The 16,384-nt window shown below is 69.4% G+C and carries 15 protein-coding genes; 6 read left to right on the plus strand and 9 right to left on the minus strand.

Features of this window, described 5'->3' with window-relative positions:
• Nucleotides 1-179: 179 nt before the first annotated feature.
• Nucleotides 180-1,009, plus strand: a protein-coding gene (locus GAS53_RS41325) for an IS5 family transposase (protein ID WP_192583498.1) whose coding sequence is annotated in 2 segments (ribosomal slippage) — nucleotides 180-510 and nucleotides 510-1,009 — 831 coding nt in all. Because the reading frame shifts where the segments join, the coding sequence is not laid out codon by codon here.
• A gap of 273 nt (nucleotides 1,010-1,282) precedes the next feature.
• Here the strand turns inward: GAS53_RS41325 and GAS53_RS41330 are convergent.
• Nucleotides 1,283-1,852: a hypothetical protein gene (locus tag GAS53_RS41330; RefSeq protein ID WP_151482912.1), complete on the minus strand. Its 570-nt coding sequence runs from the start codon at nucleotides 1,850-1,852 to the stop codon at nucleotides 1,283-1,285.
• Between the two features lie 406 nt (nucleotides 1,853-2,258).
• Here GAS53_RS41330 and GAS53_RS41335 point away from each other — a divergent pair, with 406 nt between their 5' ends.
• Nucleotides 2,259-2,954, plus strand: coding sequence for a L,D-transpeptidase family protein (locus GAS53_RS41335; RefSeq protein ID WP_151482913.1), 696 nt, complete (start codon nucleotides 2,259-2,261; stop codon nucleotides 2,952-2,954).
• Between the two features lie 46 nt (nucleotides 2,955-3,000).
• Here the strand turns inward: GAS53_RS41335 and GAS53_RS41340 are convergent, their stop codons facing one another.
• From GAS53_RS41340 to GAS53_RS41355, 4 genes are read right to left on the minus strand one after another with little or no spacing between them, the layout of a single operon-like run.
• Nucleotides 3,001-4,203: a Gfo/Idh/MocA family protein gene (locus GAS53_RS41340; protein ID WP_151482914.1), complete on the minus strand. Its 1,203-nt coding sequence runs from the start codon at nucleotides 4,201-4,203 to the stop codon at nucleotides 3,001-3,003.
• A 60-nt stretch (nucleotides 4,204-4,263) separates the two neighbouring features.
• The gene (locus GAS53_RS41345; protein ID WP_151482915.1) at nucleotides 4,264-5,607 is read right to left on the minus strand and encodes an ABC transporter substrate-binding protein; all 1,344 of its coding nucleotides are present in this window, start codon (nucleotides 5,605-5,607) and stop codon (nucleotides 4,264-4,266) included.
• A gap of 10 nt (nucleotides 5,608-5,617) precedes the next feature.
• Nucleotides 5,618-6,568, minus strand: a complete 951-nt coding sequence (locus GAS53_RS41350) for a carbohydrate ABC transporter permease (RefSeq protein ID WP_151482916.1) — start codon at nucleotides 6,566-6,568, stop codon at nucleotides 5,618-5,620.
• 14 nt (nucleotides 6,569-6,582) lie between these two features.
• Entirely contained in the window at nucleotides 6,583-7,554 is a 972-nt protein-coding gene (locus GAS53_RS41355) for a carbohydrate ABC transporter permease (protein WP_151482917.1), read from the minus strand.
• A gap of 164 nt (nucleotides 7,555-7,718) precedes the next feature.
• On the opposite strand from GAS53_RS41355, the gene GAS53_RS41360 reads away from it, so the two are divergent.
• Nucleotides 7,719-8,879: an ROK family transcriptional regulator gene (locus GAS53_RS41360; RefSeq protein ID WP_151482918.1), complete on the plus strand. Its 1,161-nt coding sequence runs from the start codon at nucleotides 7,719-7,721 to the stop codon at nucleotides 8,877-8,879.
• Nucleotides 8,880-8,979: 100 nt separating this feature from the next.
• Complete coding sequence (locus tag GAS53_RS41365; RefSeq protein ID WP_151482919.1) at nucleotides 8,980-9,189, plus strand: hypothetical protein; 210 nt, start codon at nucleotides 8,980-8,982, stop codon at nucleotides 9,187-9,189.
• Nucleotides 9,190-9,211: 22 nt separating this feature from the next.
• Here the strand turns inward: GAS53_RS41365 and GAS53_RS41370 are convergent, their stop codons facing one another.
• From GAS53_RS41370 to GAS53_RS41385, 4 genes are read right to left on the minus strand one after another with little or no spacing between them, the layout of a single operon-like run.
• Nucleotides 9,212-10,039, minus strand: coding sequence for a carbohydrate ABC transporter permease (locus GAS53_RS41370; protein WP_151482920.1), 828 nt, complete (start codon nucleotides 10,037-10,039; stop codon nucleotides 9,212-9,214).
• Nucleotides 10,036-10,956, minus strand: coding sequence for a carbohydrate ABC transporter permease (locus GAS53_RS41375; protein ID WP_151482921.1), 921 nt, complete (start codon nucleotides 10,954-10,956; stop codon nucleotides 10,036-10,038). Before GAS53_RS41375 ends, GAS53_RS41370 begins: the two co-directional genes overlap by 4 nt.
• Nucleotides 10,946-12,292, minus strand: a complete 1,347-nt coding sequence (locus GAS53_RS41380; RefSeq protein ID WP_151482922.1) for an extracellular solute-binding protein — start codon at nucleotides 12,290-12,292, stop codon at nucleotides 10,946-10,948. The genes GAS53_RS41375 and GAS53_RS41380 overlap by 11 nt, the downstream gene beginning before the upstream one ends.
• Before the next feature lie 38 nt (nucleotides 12,293-12,330).
• A complete protein-coding gene (locus GAS53_RS41385) occupies nucleotides 12,331-13,065 on the minus strand; it encodes a sugar isomerase domain-containing protein (RefSeq protein ID WP_151482923.1) in 735 nt (244 codons plus the stop codon).
• A 239-nt stretch (nucleotides 13,066-13,304) separates the two neighbouring features.
• Between GAS53_RS41385 and GAS53_RS41390 the strand changes: the two genes are divergently transcribed.
• Complete coding sequence (locus GAS53_RS41390; RefSeq protein ID WP_192583499.1) at nucleotides 13,305-15,467, plus strand: alpha-N-acetylglucosaminidase; 2,163 nt, start codon at nucleotides 13,305-13,307, stop codon at nucleotides 15,465-15,467.
• Nucleotides 15,468-15,494: 27 nt separating this feature from the next.
• Complete coding sequence (locus tag GAS53_RS41395) at nucleotides 15,495-16,277, plus strand: GntR family transcriptional regulator (RefSeq protein ID WP_151482925.1); 783 nt, start codon at nucleotides 15,495-15,497, stop codon at nucleotides 16,275-16,277.
• Nucleotides 16,278-16,384 lie beyond the last annotated feature (107 nt).

The following is a 16,384-nucleotide window of genomic DNA, read 5'->3' on the forward strand; positions in this document are numbered from 1 at the left end:
GAAGCCGATCGGTTGGGCTCTGCCGGCATTCAGATCGCGCCGGCCAGCTAAGCGCCCCGCTGGAAGCGCGGTGATGAAGCCGCGGGCCGGTGGGGGCTGGTCGCGCAGTTCCCGGCGCCCCTTACGGGGCGCGGTACCGCACCGGACGTCACCAAGGCCGCTTAGGGCGTGTCTCTTTGATGGTGTGGAACCGGATCGAGCCGCTGATGGCGGATCCGGTCCGCGGGCGGCGGTGGGCCGACCACCGGCGCACTCTTGAGGCCATCGCGTGGAAGTACCGCACCAACTCGCCCTGGCGGGACCTTCCCGACGAGTTCGGCTCGTTCCAGACCGCTCACAAGCGGCTGATCAGGTGGGCCGTCGATGGCACGTGGGAGATGCTCCTCGCTGCCGTCCTGGCGGCGGCGGACGCCGATGACGACATCGACTGGACGGTGTTGGTGGACTCCACGGTCGTCCGGGCCCACCAGCATGCTGCCGGTGCACTCAAAAGGGGGCGGTCCGCTTCCGCGAGCCCGCCGATCACGCGCTCGGACGCTCCCGCGGCGGGCGGAGCACCAAGGTTCACCTGGTCGCAGACGGCCGCGCACGGCCCCTCGCCTTCACCGTCACCGCAGGCCAAGCAGGTGATGCACCCGCCTTCGAGACGGTGATGTCCCGCATCCGCGTGCCCCGCGCTGGTCCGGGCAGGCCACGGACCCGGCCGCTCCTTGTCCTGGCCGACCGCGCGTATTCCTCCCGCGCCATCCGCAGCCATCTGCGACGTCGGGGCATCCGTGCGGTCATCCCGCAGCCCTCCGACCAAGTCGGTCACCGCCTGCGGCAAGGCCGACTCGGCGGCCGTCCGCCCGCCTTCGATGCGGAGGCCTACAAGCAGCGGAACACTGTCGAGCGGTGCATCAACCGCCTCAAACAGTGGCGTGGCCTGGCCACACGAACCGACAAGCTCGCGATCGCCTACCAGGCCGCACTCCACCTCGCGGGCATCCTCATCTGGACCCGGCGCTAACCAAAGCGACAGAACCTAGCCGTGGGCACCGTCGTCACGGCTCCGGCCCTGCTGCGGTTCGCCGGCCGGCTGCACACCCGGCAGGGCTGCGGCAGCTTCGTCCGCCTCCCCGCCCGGATCACCGGCACCACGCCATGGCCGACGGCGGCCTCACGGCCATCAGCACCGGCTTCCGGCAGGCACTCCGGCAAGAGCGCGGCGACGCTGACCTGCTCCGCAAACACACTCGTCAGGCCCCCGCCGACGCGCAGGACATCCCTCGTCAGACAGGCCTCACCGTGAACGCCGCAGCGGCCCCCGCTGCCGGGCGCCCTGGTCGGTGGGCGGGGCCAGTATCTTCTCCGCCGCGGCGATGAACTGTCTGCGTGCGTCGGCGAAGGCGCTGTCCGCCTGGGCGTTCTGCACGAGGCGGTCGTCGAGATCCAGCCGCATGCGCCAGACGTCCGCCTGCCGGGCGGCCGCCGCGTGGACGGCGTCGGCCAGTTCGCCCATCGGGGCGGGGCCGGTGATGGCGACGTTCGTCGCCGCCCTGCGCAGCGCGCCGAGCGCAGCATCGGCCGGCTGCCACAGCTGCCGATGGTCCTCCTCGCTGCGCCACTCGAAGGCCACACGGGCCTCGATGACGGCATTGATGCTCTGCCGGAACGTCTCACACTGGTCGAGCACGGTCGCGAAGGCGGCGCGCCGCTCGTCACGCAGACGGTGCCGGAACTGGAAGGCCTCGTGGTCGCGGGCCTGTCGACGTGAGGCCCTGGCCTGGAGTAGCGGTCCGGTCACCCCGGCGGCCATGGTCCCCCCGATACCCAGGGCCGTCGCCCAGATGATCGCGTCGGCTTGGTCCATGGCGCACATCATGCCGCCGCCGCACCCGTCCATGGCCGAACTTGACCGATTGGTTTGGCACTTGGACCACCGCTGCGGCGGCGACGCGCACCATGCCGCGGGAGTCGGCGAGCCGGCCGCCCCGGGAAGAACCTGGTGACCGCCCTGCGGGCCTCGGTGCCATGGAGCGCGACCACACCGGATGTGGCGCCCGACACAAGGCGGACCGGATGTGGCTCCTCGTACGAGAAGGGCAACCGAGTGTGACCGCAGGTGGCGCTGGGTGGCCGAAACTGACCGTCTCCGTATGACTCCGGAGCGTGGAATGTCACCGTTTGGTCGCAGCTCGATCGGTCCCACAACCGATGTCCCCCGGTGCGGGTCTAGCTGGCAGAGATTGACCGGATCGAAAGGGAAAGGCCTGATCATGGGGGACATACGCAGACGGGGAGCCGTCGTGCTGGGGATCACCGGACTGGTGGCACCGCTGGCCGTCGCACTGGGAGCGGCGCCCGCGCACGCCGCGAGCTGCACCACGCAGACCGGCCCGTATCAGAAGCAGGTGGAGAAGTTCCTCGGCCGGCCGGTCGACGGCAGGCAGTCCGCCGCCGACTGCACGGCGATCAAGGCCTTCCAGACCAAGCACGGCATCACCCCGAACATCGGCTACGCGGGCTCCGTCACCTGGGGCGTGATGGACCTGAAGCTCAAGCAGAAGGCCGTCGGGAACAACCCCAACAAGGACGGCAAGTGCCCGGTCAACAAGGGCCGCATCGCCTGCGTGAACCTGACGCTCCAGCTCAGCTGGATCCAGGACGGCAACAGGCTCGTCTACGGCCCGGTGCCGGTCCGCACGGGGCGCAACGGATACGAGACCCGCACGGGCCTGAAGAAGGTCTACTGGCGGAACATCGACCATGTCTCGTCGATCTACCACGTGCCGATGCCCTACAGCCAGTTCTTCGACGGCGGCCAGGCCTTCCACTCGGTCGGCGTGAGCATGTGGAACCCGCCCGGCTCGCACGGCTGCGTCAACATGACGAAGACGGACGCCAAGAAGTACTGGTCGCTCCTGAAGAAGGGCGACGACGTCTACGTGTACGGCCGCAAGCCGGGCACGTGACGGGGCCCGGCCGCCCCTGGGGGAACGGCCGGACCACGCACACGGACTACACCTCGGGCGCGTCCCCGAAGTCCGGGATCTCCAGCCTCGCCCCACCCTGCCGCGCGGACTCGTGCGCGACGATGCCCGGCAGGGTGTAGCGGGCGGCCACCCACGCGTTCACCGACGGCAGCGTGCGCGTGTTGACCGCGGTCACGAAGTCGTCGACCAGGAAGTGATGGCTGCCCTCGTGCCCGTTGTGCAGGTTGTCGAACTCCCGGGGCAGCCGCGACCGGTCGTGCACCGGCGCCGACCCGGAGGTGAAGGCGGCCCGCAGATCCGGTGCGATGTGCTGGAGTGACGGGTCGTCAGGAGCCATGGTGGGCTTGGGCTCAAGGAGTTCGCTGATGTCCTTGACCCCCTTCTTGTCCTGCCAGAAGGCCACCGTGGCCAGTTGCTCCATGCTGGCGTCCGTCCCGAAGAACCGGAAACGCGACTCCCGGATGTGCGAGGGATAGCCCACCCGCCGGAACTCGTTCGTACGGAACGACCCGCCGCCCGCGACCTCGAACAGCGCGGTGGCGTTCGAGAAGTCGTTGCCGAACTGGCTGACGTCCTGGTCGAAGACCCCGTCTCCGCGATCGTCCTTGACCCCGATCGCGGACACGCTCACCGCATGCGTCTGCCAGGCACCGAGGACCCCGCCCACCGAGTGCGTGGGGTAGAGCAGCGGCGGATAGCTGGCGGTCGCCTTCCAGTTGTCGCCGCCGCTGTACTGGTAGGCCTCGTAGAATCCGAGATCCATGTCGTGGACGTAGTCGCCCTCGGCGTAGAAGAGCCGTCCGAACGCGCCCTCGGCGATCTGGTTGCGCGCATGCACGGTCGCCGGGTTGTACTGGCTGGTCTCACCCATCATGTACGTCAGTCCGGTGGCCCGTACCGTGTCGATGATCGCCGCTATCTCCTCCCGGCTGATCGCCATCGGCACCGCCGAGTACACGTGCTTGCCGGCGTTCAGGCCCTGGATCACCAGCGGGCCGTGGGTCCAGCGCTGGGTGAAGATCGCGACGGCGTCCACCGCCTTGGACTCCAGCATCGCCTCGTACGACGGGAAGGTGCCCGACAGCCCTTCGGCGGACGCCAGTTGCTCGGCGCGCTCCGGGAGCAGATCGGTGACGTGGACATCGCCGACGCCCGGGTGGGCGAGGAACAGCTTGGCGAACTGGCCGGAGAACTGTCCGGCGCCGACGATGCCGAGGGAGAACGTCATGTGGGGGTTGCCCTTTCGTTGATCCACACGTGCGGATTCACTGGTCGAAGCGGTGTCGATTCACTGGTTGAGAATGAAGTTGATCTGGTCGTTGACCTCGTCGAGGCTGCTCACCGGCGTGCCGTTGCCGTAGATGTCCTCCATCGCGGGCTGCATGAGCGCGGTCACGTCCGCCGCGTAGTTGGTGATCGGATAGGAGAAGGTCCGGAAGTCCTTCTTGTTCTCCACGGGCTCGGTGAAGGCCGTGACGTCGATGCCCTGTTTCTTGTAGGCGGCTTCGGCGGCCTCGGTGCCCGCCGGAGTGGCGGGGAAGACGATCCCGTACTTGCCGACGACGGTCTGGCACGCGTCGGAGGCCAGATACGCCACCCACTTGCGGGCGCCCGCCTTGTTGTCGGAGCCCTTGGTGATGGAGTCGGCGAGGCCGTTCATCATGGTGGCGCGCTTGCCGGTCGGGCCGACGGGGGTGAAGGCGGCTTTCATGTCCCTGCCCTTGAAACCCTTGTACGTGGAGATCATCCACGCACCGTCGAAGGCGGCGGCGGCCTTGCCCGCGGAGACCTGCGTGTTGGCCTGGTTGGACTGGATGTTGTAGTCGGTGAAGGGGACCATGTAGCCCTTCTTCGCCAGGCCGAAGTACCACTTGACGACAGACTGGAAGGTCTCGCTGTCGTACTGGTACTTCGTGCCCCAGCGCGCCTTGTCCGTGTAGCTCCACCCGGCGGAGGCGGTGAAGGGGCTCCACTGCGTCTGGCCGTCGCCCATGCCGCCGCCGTTGCTTGCCAGCCCGTACACCTTGACGTTGTTCTTGTCGAAGCCCGGCTCGTCGCCGCGCTTGCCGTTCTTGTCGATCGTGAGGTGGGCGATGGCCTTCTCGAAGGTGCCGCCGTCCTCGGGGTTCCAGGAGAGGGCGTTCAACTGCTCGGCGGTGAGACCGGCGTCCTTGGCCATCTTCTGGTTGTAGAAGAGCGCGACGGTGTCCCAGTCCTTGGGGGCGCCGTAGCGGTGGCCGTCCTGGCCGATCCAGTTGGCGGCGAGCCCCGGCTGGTAGTCGGCCTCCTTGATGCCCAGGTCGTCGAGCGGCTCCAGCACCTTCAGATCGGCGAACTGGCCGAACTTCTGGATGTGGTCGGTGAACACGTCGGGCTGGGTGCCCGCGATGAACCCGGCGGTGAGCTTGGTCCAGTAGTCGCTCCAGCCCAACTGGGTGATCTTGACCTTCAGTCCGGGGTTCTCCTTCTCGAACCCCTTCGCGCAGGCCTGGTAGGCGGGCAGCTGGTTGGCGTCCCACAGCCAGTACGTCACCGTGTTCGAGGACGACCCGGTGGAGTCGCCGTTCGCGCAACCGGTCACCAGGGACAGCGCCAGCGCTCCGGCCAGCGCGGTCAGCGTACGAAGTCGCATCACAGTTCCCTCACTTGATCCCGGTGAAGCCGATGGAGCTGACGATGCGTCGGGCGAAGCAGGCGAAGAGCACCAGCATCGGGAGCGCGGCGATCAGCGTCGCCGCCATGAGCCCCGACCAGTCGACGCCGGTCGCCGGGGTCTGCGCCCGGAAGACCGCCAGCGCCACGGTGAGAACGCGCGAGCTGTCGCTGTACGACACCATCAGCGGCCAGAAGTAGTCGTTCCAGGAGGTGATGTACGTCAGCACGGACAGCGTGATGATCGGCGTGGACGCCATCGGCAGGATCACCCGGAAGAAGATCTTGATCTTTCCGGCGCCGTCGAGCAGCGCCGCCTCCTCGACCTCCCGGGGGATGTTCATGAAGAACTGCCGCAGGAAGAAGACCGCGAACGGAGTCATGAAGAGAGTGGGGAGCGCGATGCCGAACAGCGTGTCCACCAGGTGGAGTTGCTTGATGAGTACGAAGTTCGGCAGCAGCGTGAAGATGGTCGGCACCATCAGCCCGGCCAGGAACAGACCGAACACCTTGTCCCGGCCGCGCCAGCGCAGCCGCGCGAAGGCGTACGCGGCCATCGCGGAGAAGAAGATCTGGCAGCCGGTGATCAGCGTGGAGACGATCGTCGAGTTGAGCAGATAGCGCCAGAAGTCGAGCCCGCCGCCCGCGCCGCCCTGCGCGACCGCCTCCTCGGCCGACTGCAGGCCGAGGGCACGCTCGAAGCCGCTGGTGGTGAGGTCGACCGGCAGTGGGTTGGTGGGGTCGGCGTTGAGGCCCGCGTTGGTGGACAGCGCGGTGCGCAGGATCCAGTAGAACGGCAGCAGGGTGATGAGGACGATCAGGCCCATCACGGTCCAGGCCGCGGCCCGCCCGAAGGAGAGCCTGCGCCTGACCGGCCGTACACCGGTCGTTGGTGTCGTTGGCGTAGGCGGCGTTGTCGGCGTCGTTGTCACGGCAGCCACGGTGACTCCTTCCGTCAGCCGAGATCGGTCTGGCCGGCCCGGGTGAGCCGGTACTGGAGGACGGTGATCGCGCTCAGCACGACCAGCAGGGCGACAGACATCGCCGAGGCGTAGCCGAACTGGAAGCGGCCGAAGGCGGAGCCGTAGATGTAGAACTGCAGGACGTTGGTCGCGTTCGCCGGACCTCCCGCGGTGGTCACGGCCACGGTGTCGAAGACCTGGAACGAACCGATCACGGTCATGATCAGGACGACGGCGAGCACCGGCCGGAGCAGCGGCATGGTGATCCGCCAGAACATCCGCCACTCGCTCGCGCCGTCGACCTTGGCCGCCTCGTACATGTCGTTCGGTATCGCCTGGAGGCCGGCGAAGAGGAGCAGGGCGGTGTAGCCGACATGCCGCCAGACGTTGATCATCGCGATGGTGGGGATCGCCCAGGTCTCGTCGGCGAGGAAGGGGATGCGATCGATACCGAGGCCGCTGATGATCTCGTTGCCGATGCCGAGCTGGGTGTCGAGGACCCAGAGCCAGACGAGGCCGGCGACGACATTCGACATCAGGTACGGCGTGAGCACGACGCCGCGCAGCATGGCCGACTGGGTCAGCCGCTGGAGCAGGACCGCGATGGCGAGGGCCGCGACGGTCTGGATGCCGATGTTGATGACCACGTACTCGACGGTGACCGTGAGCGAGTCCCAGAAGATGGGGTCGTGGATCATCCGGTCGTAGTTGTCGAGGCCCACCCACTCCGCCGGTGTCAGCAGGTTGAAGCGGGTGAAGCTCAGGTAGATGCCCCGCAGCGTGGGCCAGAGCAGGAAGACCAGGAAACCCAGCATGGCCGGCGCGATGAACAGGGCCGCGAGGGCTCCGTCGCCACGGCCGCCACCGTCACGTTCTCGCTTCTTGCCGGGTTTCGGCTTCGGAGCTGTCCCCTCGACGCCGCGCAGTGGCAGACGCGACGGAGGGCTGCTGGAGGCGACGGTCATCGGGAGACTCCCTCGTCTGCGGCTCATCCTCGGGCTCCCACTTACTTTTGGGGCGAAAGAATCCAGCCGTCAAGGGGCGTGCAGACATCTTTTGCTGACGTGGTTCGACGACTACTGTGGCGTCATTACTTCTGCATCGAAAGAAATCTTGTGGGGGTCCGGTTATGACCGCACGTGCCGCCAGCTGGCTGCCACTCAGTCCCGGTGAGCGTGCCGTCGCGATCGAGGTGCTCACGCACGGCCCGCTGTCGCGCAGCGACATCGCCCGGCGGCTCGACCTCTCCGCCGGCAGCCTGACCAGGCTGACGAAGCCGCTCATCGAGTCTGGCCTGCTGGTGGAGGTCCCCGAGGGCACCGCGCTCCTGGAGGTGCGTCAGGGCCGCCCCTCCCAGCCCCTCGACATCGTCGCCGAGTCCCGCACCTTCATCGGGTTCAAGATCACCCAGGACATGGTGTACGGCGTGGTCACCACCCTCAAGAGCGACATAGTCGCCCGCCACGACCACCCGCTCACCAGCCATGATCCGCACCACGTCGTGGACGTGCTGCGGCAGGTGACGGAGGAGTTCGCACGGGACTTCCCCGGCCTGGCCGGGATCGGCATCGGCCTGGGCGGCCGCTCCTCTGACCGCTCCGTCGTCGACGAGTCGGCCTTCCTCGGCTGGCACGACGTCCCCCTGGCCCGGCTCGTCGAGGAGGCCACCGGGCTGCCGGCCGTCGTCGAGAACGACGTGGCCGCGCTCGTCGAGGCCGAGAGCTGGTTCGGCGCGGGCCGCGGCCTCGACCGGTTCGCGGTGCTCACCATCGGCGCGGGCATCGGCTACGGGCTGGTGAGCGGCGGCAAGCGGATCGCGACCGCGGAGGACGGGGTGGGCTACGGCCGCTTCTGGATCGTGAACCCCCACGGCCCGCTCACCCCCGACGGTGAGCGCGGCAGCGCCGTCTCCCTGCTGACCGTCCCCAGCATCCGCTACCAGATCCGGGCCGCGACCGGCCGTGATGTGTCGTACGACGAGATCCTCGCCCTCGCCGCCGAGGGCGAGCCCATGGCCGCCCGCGTCGTCGACGAGGCGGCCCGCGCCCTGGGCACGCTGGTGGCACAGATCGCAAACTTCGCCATGCCGCAGAAGATCCTCCTCGCCGGCGAGGGCGTGGGCCTGGTCGACGTGGCGGGCCCGGTGGTCGAGGAGGCCGTCCTCGCCAATCGACACCCGCGGGCGGAGCCGGTCAATCTGGAGACCAAGGTGTCCGACTTCCACGACTGGGCCCGGGGCGGCGCGGTGCTGGCGATCCAGGTGCTGGTTCTGGGGGCCGCCGGTGCCTGACGCCGCCGCAGGTCGACGACCAGCGGGAAGCGCTGATCGGCTACCAGTAAGTAGCTCTTCTGACAGTGACTACTCACATGGTCTTCACGCCGGAGCCCGTATGATTCACGGCATGTCCACCACTCAACGTCGTGCACCGTTCGCCACACAGCGATCGGCCGCCGAGGTCAACGAGGAGATCCGCGCCCTGTGGCTGCGGACCGGTGGGACGCTCAGCGGCGAACAGCGGCGGGAGTACCAGCGGCTCGTCCTGGAGTGGGCGGCCGCCTCACCGCGTGAGACTTCGCACACACCCACGAAGGCGGCGTGACTGATCTCTCCCGTGCGGGGCGTCAGCCCTTCATCGCCCCCTGCAGCAGTCCCGCGATGAAGCTCCGCTGGAAGATCACGAAGAGGATCAGGATCGGCAGCATCACGATGATCGTCCCCGCCGCCAGCGTGGGGATGTCCGTGCTGTTCTGACCCACGAAGAAGCCGAGACCGGCGGGCGCCGTGTGCTTGGTGGTGTCCTGGATGAGGACCAGCACCAGCAGGAACTGATTCCACGACCACATGAAGACGAGCAGCCCGAGCGTCATCAGGGACGGCCGGGCCAGCGGGAGCAGGATCCGCAGCAGAATCGTGGCCGACGAGGCGCCGTCGATCCGGGCCGCCTCCACCAGCGACGCGGGCGTGGACTGGAAGTGCGTGCGCATCCAGAACACGCTGAACGGCATGAACAGCGCGATTTCCACCAGGATCACGCCCAGGTACGAGTTGGTCAGCCCGAGGCCCCGCAGGTCGAAGTAGAGGGGAACCACGATCAGTTCGACCGGGATGGTGAGGCCGGCGATGAAGAAGGCCGCGACCGCGTTGCCGCCCGGAAGCTTCATGGTGCCGAGCGCGTACCCCGCCAGCGCGGCGAGGACCAGGGAGGCGGGGACGACACCGAGGGCGATCGTGAGGCTGTGCCGGATGAGGTCGGAGAACCCGGCCACCGACCACGCCTGCTCGTAGTTGTCCCAGCTCCACCGCTCCGGCCACGTCAGGCCCACCACCGGTGTGCCGGCCGGCTGCAGGGAGGCGAGGAAGACGCTGAGGAACGGGATCACGACGGCGATCGCCATGACGGTCAGGAGCGCGTACCCGGACCAGCGTTCCGATCGCGTGGCGGTGTTCATGACTCCGACCTCGACAGACGGTTGATGAGGTAGACGATCGCGAGGATCAGACAGCCGAGGACGACGGCCAGGGCCGCGGCGAGCCCGACCTTGCCCTCGGAGAACGCCAGCCGGTACACGAGCAGGCCGGGGACCGTCGTCTGCTCGCCCGGGCCGCCGTTCGTCGTCACATACACGATGTCGAAGCTGGCCAGCGCGGCGACCGTCGTCACGGTCATGGCGACGGCGAGTTCACCGCGCAGATGCGGCAGGGTGACGGAGACGAACTCCCGGACCGGGCCGGCACCGTCGATCCGGGCCGCCTCGTACAGGCTCGGGTCCACCTTCTGCACGCCGCTGAGGAAGAGCATCATGCACAGGCCGCTGAGCACCCAGGTGCCGACGAGGCCCACGGCGATCAGCGCGGCGCCGAAGTCGCCCAGCCATGCCCGCGTCACCCCGTCCAGGCCGACCGCGCGGAACGTCTGGTTGACCAGCCCGTCGTCCCCGTAGAGCCAGCGCCAGGTCACGCCGACCGCGACGAGCGGGATGACCTGCGGCAGCATGAACAGGAAGCGGTACGCCCCCATGCCGGGCCGCCGGTACCGGGCCAGCAGGCCGGTCATCGCAAGGCCGAGCACGATGGGCACGAAGGAGAAGAACACCACCAGCACCAGGGCGTTGAACACGGACCGGCGCAGCACGGAGTCCTGGAGGATCTCCTGGTAGTTGCCGAGGCCGACCCAGTCGCCGAGTGTGACGCCGTCCCACTCGAACAGCGAGAGATATGCCGTGTGCAGGGCGGGCAGCACCGCGAAGGCGAAGTAGACGAGGAACGCGGGCAGCACGTACACGTAGCCGCGCCACGGACTGCGCCCGCGGGTGGCCGAGGGCCGGACGGGCGCACCCGGGGGCCGGACTGGCGGCCTACTCGGCATGGTGTTCCTCCCACTCGTCCTGAAGTGAGTCGAGGTAGTCCGCGGGCTCGACGCGGTCCGCGATGAGCTTCTGGACGCCGGAGCGCAGCCGGTCGAGCATGGCGGGGGCGGCGAAGTCGGGGAACGTCGTGATCCCGTCGTCGGCGACGGCCCGCCGGTGGCCCTCCGCGATGTCGGCCAGCACGCCTTCGGGTTTTGCCACGGCCTCGGGGTTGGGCGGCAGGAAGCCGTTGTCGCTGATGATCTGGCCGGCCTCGGGCGAGGTCAGGAAGTCGAGGAACACGCCCGCCGCCTCGGGGTGTTCGGTCCGGGAGGAGACGGCGTAGGAGACGCTGAAGCCCGAGGCCACCGTGGGGTCGGTGGCGTCCTCGCCCGGCATCGGGAAGAAGCCGACGTTGTCTCCCATGGCGGTCGCCAGCTGCCCGGCGGCCCAGTTGCCGTTGATCAGGAAGACGCTGTCGCCCTTGGTGAACTGGGCGGTGGAGTCGAGTTGCCCGGTGCCGTTGGCGGACTCGTTGTAGTACCCCTTGCGACCCCACTCGACGACGAGCGCGCTGGCGGTGATCCCGGCCCGGTTCTCGATGGTGGCGCCCTTGGTGCCGTTGACCCAGTCCCAGTAGTCGTCCGTGGGCATGGTCTGGTTGAGGAGGGCGGCCCACAGGTGCAGGCCGCCGGAGTCGAGGGCGCCGACGCCGAGCGGGGTCAGGCCCGCGTCCTTCGCGGCGGCGAGCTGGTCCTCGAACTCGGCCAGCGTCTTGGGCGGTCCGTCGATCCCGGCCTTCTCGGCGAGCTCCTTGTTGTAGTAGATGCCGGTCATCGACAGGCCGGCCGGGACCCCGAACAGGGCGCGACCGCCGGTGGCCTCGCTGGTCTGCCCGGCGGTGAGCTGGTCGAGGCTGACCGGAGGTATGGCGTCGTCCCAGCCGTACGCCTCCCGGTAGGGCGCCAGGTCGAGGATGTGGCCGTCCGCCGCGAGGTCGGTCATCCCGACCGCGTACTGGGCGATGTCGGGGGCGGTGTCGGAGGTCATGGTGAGCTTGAGGTTCTGGACGTAGTCCGAGAACGTCTTGTACTGCGGCTCGACGCTGATGCCTGGATGGTCCTTCTCGAACGCGGCGATCAGCGCGTCGACCATCAGCGGGGCGTCGGCGAACTGGAGGCGCAGAGTGACGTCCCCGTCCGGCACGGCGGTCGAGGACGGCACGCTGCGTGGCCCCGACACCGCGGTGGTGCTGCCCGGAGTGAGGGCGTCGCAGGCGGTGAGCGGCAGCGCGAGGGCGACGGCGCAGGCCGCCCCGGCGATGCGACGGCGCACCCGGTGCGTGCTCTCCATCATCGGCCTCCTTGCGTGGTCTCGTCGGGCGGACCGGTGCCTCAGCCTCGCGGGCAGCGGTCCTTGACCTTCTCCAGCAGCGCGCTGTTGTGCAGCTCGGCGTCCTCGCCGGTGTTCTGACTGACGATCAACGGCGGGGCCTGGCCGTGGGTTTCGGCAAGCAGTTGGGCGGCCCGGCAGGTCACGGCGTTGACGATCGCCGCGCCCAGGACGGTCGACAGGGCGCCCACGGTGAGGTCGCCCAGGGGTACCACCGCGTCACCGGGGCGGCCGTGCGTGTCGATGACGATGTCGGCGACGTCGAGCAGTCGGTGCCCGCCCGCGTGCCGGGACTCGGCGGCCAGCGAATGGGCCCGACTGGTGACGGCGACGACGGTCGCGCCCAACTCGCGGGCGCCGAGGGCGAACTCGACCGGCACGGCGTTGATGCCGGAGTTGGAGATGACGACCACCACCTCCCCGGCCCTGATGTCCGCCGTACGGAGGATCGCCGCCGCATAACCGCTGACGCGTTCGGCCGCACCCGCGTGCCGGGGAGCGGCGGGGGAGAGCGCCGGGTCGGCGATGACGTTGACCGGTGCGAGGCCGCCCGCGCGTTGGAGGGGTTCGACGGCGACGAGCTGCGAGTGGCCGCTGCCGAAGTAGTGGACGACGCCCCCCGCGGCGATGCTGTCCGCGATGGCGCCGGCGGCGCGCTCGATGGCGGGCTGCTCGGCCGTGGCCAACGCGGTGAGGTTCTCCTGGAGGACGGCGAAGTAGGCGAGATCGGCGTTCATCGTGTCGAAGCCACCTGAGGTGTCGAGCCGGTGTGGGGGCGGAGCTCGTACGGCGGGTCGGGGTCATGAGGAGCCGCTGGCGTGGCTGTGGACCGTACCAGAGGGTCATGGAGCTGCACAGCCCTCGCGTCAACTCGCCGTCTTCCCAGTCTCTTTCATTGACTCTCTCTGTCGACGGACCTAGCCTCGGTAGCTGTGGTACGTACCACGGTCGACCACGTCAGGAGCCGGTCCGGACGATGACACCACCCGAGGAACCAAGCACGGGAAGCCCTGCCGCCCGGGAACTGCTCGGGCGGCTCCTCGGGGACCGCGCCGCGGAGTTCACCGCCGATGTGGTGCCCGGGGTCGGCGGGCCGGACTGGTTCGAGGTCGACGCCGGTTCGGGACGTGTGGCGCTGCGCGGGTCCAGCGGAGTCGCGGTCGCCTCGGCGCTGCGCTGGTATCTGCGCACCGCGTGCCGGACGCAGATCACCTGGGACGCTCCCGTGCCCCGGCTCCCGGACCGTCTGCCGCGCACCGGCACGGCCGCCCGGACGACCTCTCCCTACCTCCACCGCTACCACTTCAACGTCTGCACCTTCGGCTACACCACGGCCTTCTGGGACTGGGCGCGCTGGGAGCGCCACATCGACTGGATGGCACTGCACGGCGTGACCACGCCACTGGCGATGACCGGCATGGAGGCGGCCTGGCAACGGGCCCTCCTGCGCGCCGGCCTCGACGACGAGACCGCCCGGCGGTTCCTCGGCGGCCCGGCCCACCTCCCGTGGAACTGGCTCGCCTCGCTGGACGGCTGGGGCGGGCCGCTGCCGCAGAGCTGGATCGACGGTCACGCGGACCTGGGCCGCCGCATCCTGGACCGGGAACGTGTGCTGGGCATGCGGCCGGTCCTCCAGGGCTTCTCCGGTCATGTGCCCCGGGAGCTGATCGCGGACCGGTGCGCCCGGTCGACGACCCTGCCCTGGTGGGACTTCGAGGTCGGCGTCCTGGACCCGCGCGACCCGCTCTTCGAGGAGTTCGGCACCGCACTGCTGGCCGAGCAGACCCGGCTGTTCGGCACCGACCACCACTACGCCGCCGATCCGTTCATCGAGACGACGCCCCCGGTGACCGACCCGGCGGACATCGCTCGCGTCGCCCAGGCCGTGCACGGAGTCATGACCGCGGTGGACGACCAAGCGACCTGGGTGCTCCAGGCGTGGCCCTTCTCGTACCGCTCCGACTACTGGACGGCGGAGCGGACCCGGGCCTTCCTCGACGCGATCCCCGACGACCGGATGCTGATCCTGGACCTGTGGGCCGAGCACCGGCCGGTCTGGCGCGACACCGACGGCTACCGGGGCAAGCCGTGGGTGTGGTGCATGCTGCACAGCCTGGGCGGGCGGCCCGGCCTCTACGGGAAGCTGGACGAGGTCGCCACGGGCCCCGCGGAAGCGTGCGGCGACGCACGCGGGGGTTCGCTCTCCGGCGTCGGCGCGAGCATGGAGGCGTTCGGCGGCGACCCGGTCCTGTACGAGCTGCTGGCGGACGTCGCCTGGCAGGGCGGCGTCAAGGACGTACGAGCGTGGCTGGAGAGCTGGACGGAAGCCCGGTACGGCCGCCGGACCACCGGCCTGCTGCGTGCCTGGGAACTGCTGCACGGCACCGTCTACGCCGCGGACGGACCCGGACCGCCGGGCTCGGTCATCGTCTGCCGGCCCACGGTGGAGGGCGATCTCCGCCCGGAGCTGCCGGTGCACCTGGCGGCGCCTGCCTCGCCCACCGTTCCACCCGGCTTGGCCGAGGCGTGGACACTTCTGGTCGACGAGGCGACGCACGCGGACAGCGCGGGGCCGCTCGGCCGGGACCTGTGCGACGTCACCGCGCAGGTCCTCACCCATGTGGCGTGCGATCAGCAGCGGCGGGCGGCGGACGCGGCCCTGGCACGGGACGCCGACCGCTTCGAGGCCGCGGCCACCGAGCTGCTGGCCACCATCGAGGACCTGGATGAACTGCTGGCCACCCGGCCCGAGTACCGGCTGGACTCCTGGCTGGCCGATGCCAGAAGCTGGGCCTCCACCCTCGCCGAGGCCGAACTCTACGAGGCCAACGCGCGGCGCATCCTCACGATCTGGGGGCACGCCCGCAGTGAGCTGCACGACTACTCGGGCCGCCACTGGGCCGGCCTCGTCCGCTCGTTCTACCTCCCCCGCTGGCGACGCTGGTACGAGCACATCGTCGGGGCGCTCGCGACCGGATCCCCTTACCGGGCCGAGGAGTTCGAGGCGTCCCTGATCGACTGGGAGGAGCGGTGGACCGCCATCCGGAGCGGTACGCCGCCGCCCGGCCCGGACGCCGCCGGACCGACCCTGGACGTGGTGCGTACGCTGATGCCCCGTTACCGCGCCTCTCGGGGCTAGCGGACACGTGCGAACCGCGGAGTGAATGTGACGGTCGAGGACAGGCGCGGAGACGACGGCCCGGCGACGGAGTCCCCCAAGACGGAGTCCTATGAAAGGGACTCCTACAGGACGGATTCCTACAAGCACGAGGCGCTGCGGCGGCGGCTCCAGGCCGACATCGCCCGGATGCGGCCCGACGAGGCTCTGCCCACCGAACGGCAGCTCGCCGAGCGGTACAACGTCAGCAGAGCGACCGCCCGGCGCGCGCTCCAGGCGCTGCGCGAGGACGGCCTCATCCGCAGCGTGCGGGGCGTGGGGACGTTCGTCTCGCACCCCCAGATCACCAAGACGTCGACGCTCACCTCGTTCTCGGAGGACCTGCGCTCGCGCGGCTACCGGCCCAGCGCCGAACTCCTCGCCGCGGAGCTGGTCGAGGCCGACCTGAACCACGCCACGGCCCTGGGCGTCGACCCCGGCACCACCCTCCACCGCATCGAACGGCTGCGCCTCGGCGACGACTTCCCCATCTGCCTGGAGACGGTCTACCTCTCCGCCGAGCGTTTCCCGGACCTCGACGAGTCACTCCTCAAAGGCTCGCTGTCGGAAGCCCTGCAGAAGACCCATGGCGTCCGGGTGGTGCGGGCGACCCAGCAGATCCGGGCGGTCAACGTGACCGGCCGCCAGGCCCGGCTGCTCGGCGTCAGGGAAGGATCCGCTGCCCTGTTGGTACGGCGCACGGCCTTCGACGACACGGGGCACGTCGTGGAGTACGGCGAGTCGTTGTGCCGTGGCGATCTGTACGAGTTCTCGCTGGTGGTGACCAAGTAGCCCTCCCCGGCAGCACTTCCTGGGCCGCGTGCTCTGCCGTCGGCGAATCTGCTGCGGGCCAAGATTCCTTCCGCGCCGCCGCCGGCGGACCGAGGGTGGAGACACCG

The organism is Streptomyces albicerus (assembly GCF_008905045.1).
Taxonomy (GTDB): domain Bacteria; phylum Actinomycetota; class Actinomycetes; order Streptomycetales; family Streptomycetaceae; genus Streptomyces; species Streptomyces albicerus.

Excerpts from the sequence above, each read along its gene's own strand:
- GAS53_RS41330 (WP_151482912.1), bottom strand. The coding sequence starts at position 1,852 with ATGGACCAAGCCGACGCGATCATCTGGGCGACGGCCCTGGGTATCGGG.
- GAS53_RS41335 (WP_151482913.1), top strand. The coding sequence starts at position 2,259 with ATGGGGGACATACGCAGACGGGGAGCCGTCGTGCTGGGGATCACCGGA.
- GAS53_RS41340 (WP_151482914.1), bottom strand. The coding sequence starts at position 4,203 with ATGACGTTCTCCCTCGGCATCGTCGGCGCCGGACAGTTCTCCGGCCAG.
- GAS53_RS41345 (WP_151482915.1), bottom strand. The coding sequence starts at position 5,607 with ATGCGACTTCGTACGCTGACCGCGCTGGCCGGAGCGCTGGCGCTGTCC.
- GAS53_RS41355 (WP_151482917.1), bottom strand. The coding sequence starts at position 7,554 with ATGACCGTCGCCTCCAGCAGCCCTCCGTCGCGTCTGCCACTGCGCGGC.
- GAS53_RS41360 (WP_151482918.1), top strand. The coding sequence starts at position 7,719 with ATGACCGCACGTGCCGCCAGCTGGCTGCCACTCAGTCCCGGTGAGCGT.
- GAS53_RS41365 (WP_151482919.1), top strand. The coding sequence starts at position 8,980 with ATGATTCACGGCATGTCCACCACTCAACGTCGTGCACCGTTCGCCACA.
- GAS53_RS41370 (WP_151482920.1), bottom strand. The coding sequence starts at position 10,039 with ATGAACACCGCCACGCGATCGGAACGCTGGTCCGGGTACGCGCTCCTG.
- GAS53_RS41375 (WP_151482921.1), bottom strand. The coding sequence starts at position 10,956 with ATGCCGAGTAGGCCGCCAGTCCGGCCCCCGGGTGCGCCCGTCCGGCCC.
- GAS53_RS41380 (WP_151482922.1), bottom strand. The coding sequence starts at position 12,292 with ATGATGGAGAGCACGCACCGGGTGCGCCGTCGCATCGCCGGGGCGGCC.
- GAS53_RS41385 (WP_151482923.1), bottom strand. The coding sequence starts at position 13,065 with ATGAACGCCGATCTCGCCTACTTCGCCGTCCTCCAGGAGAACCTCACC.
- GAS53_RS41390 (WP_192583499.1), top strand. The coding sequence starts at position 13,305 with ATGACACCACCCGAGGAACCAAGCACGGGAAGCCCTGCCGCCCGGGAA.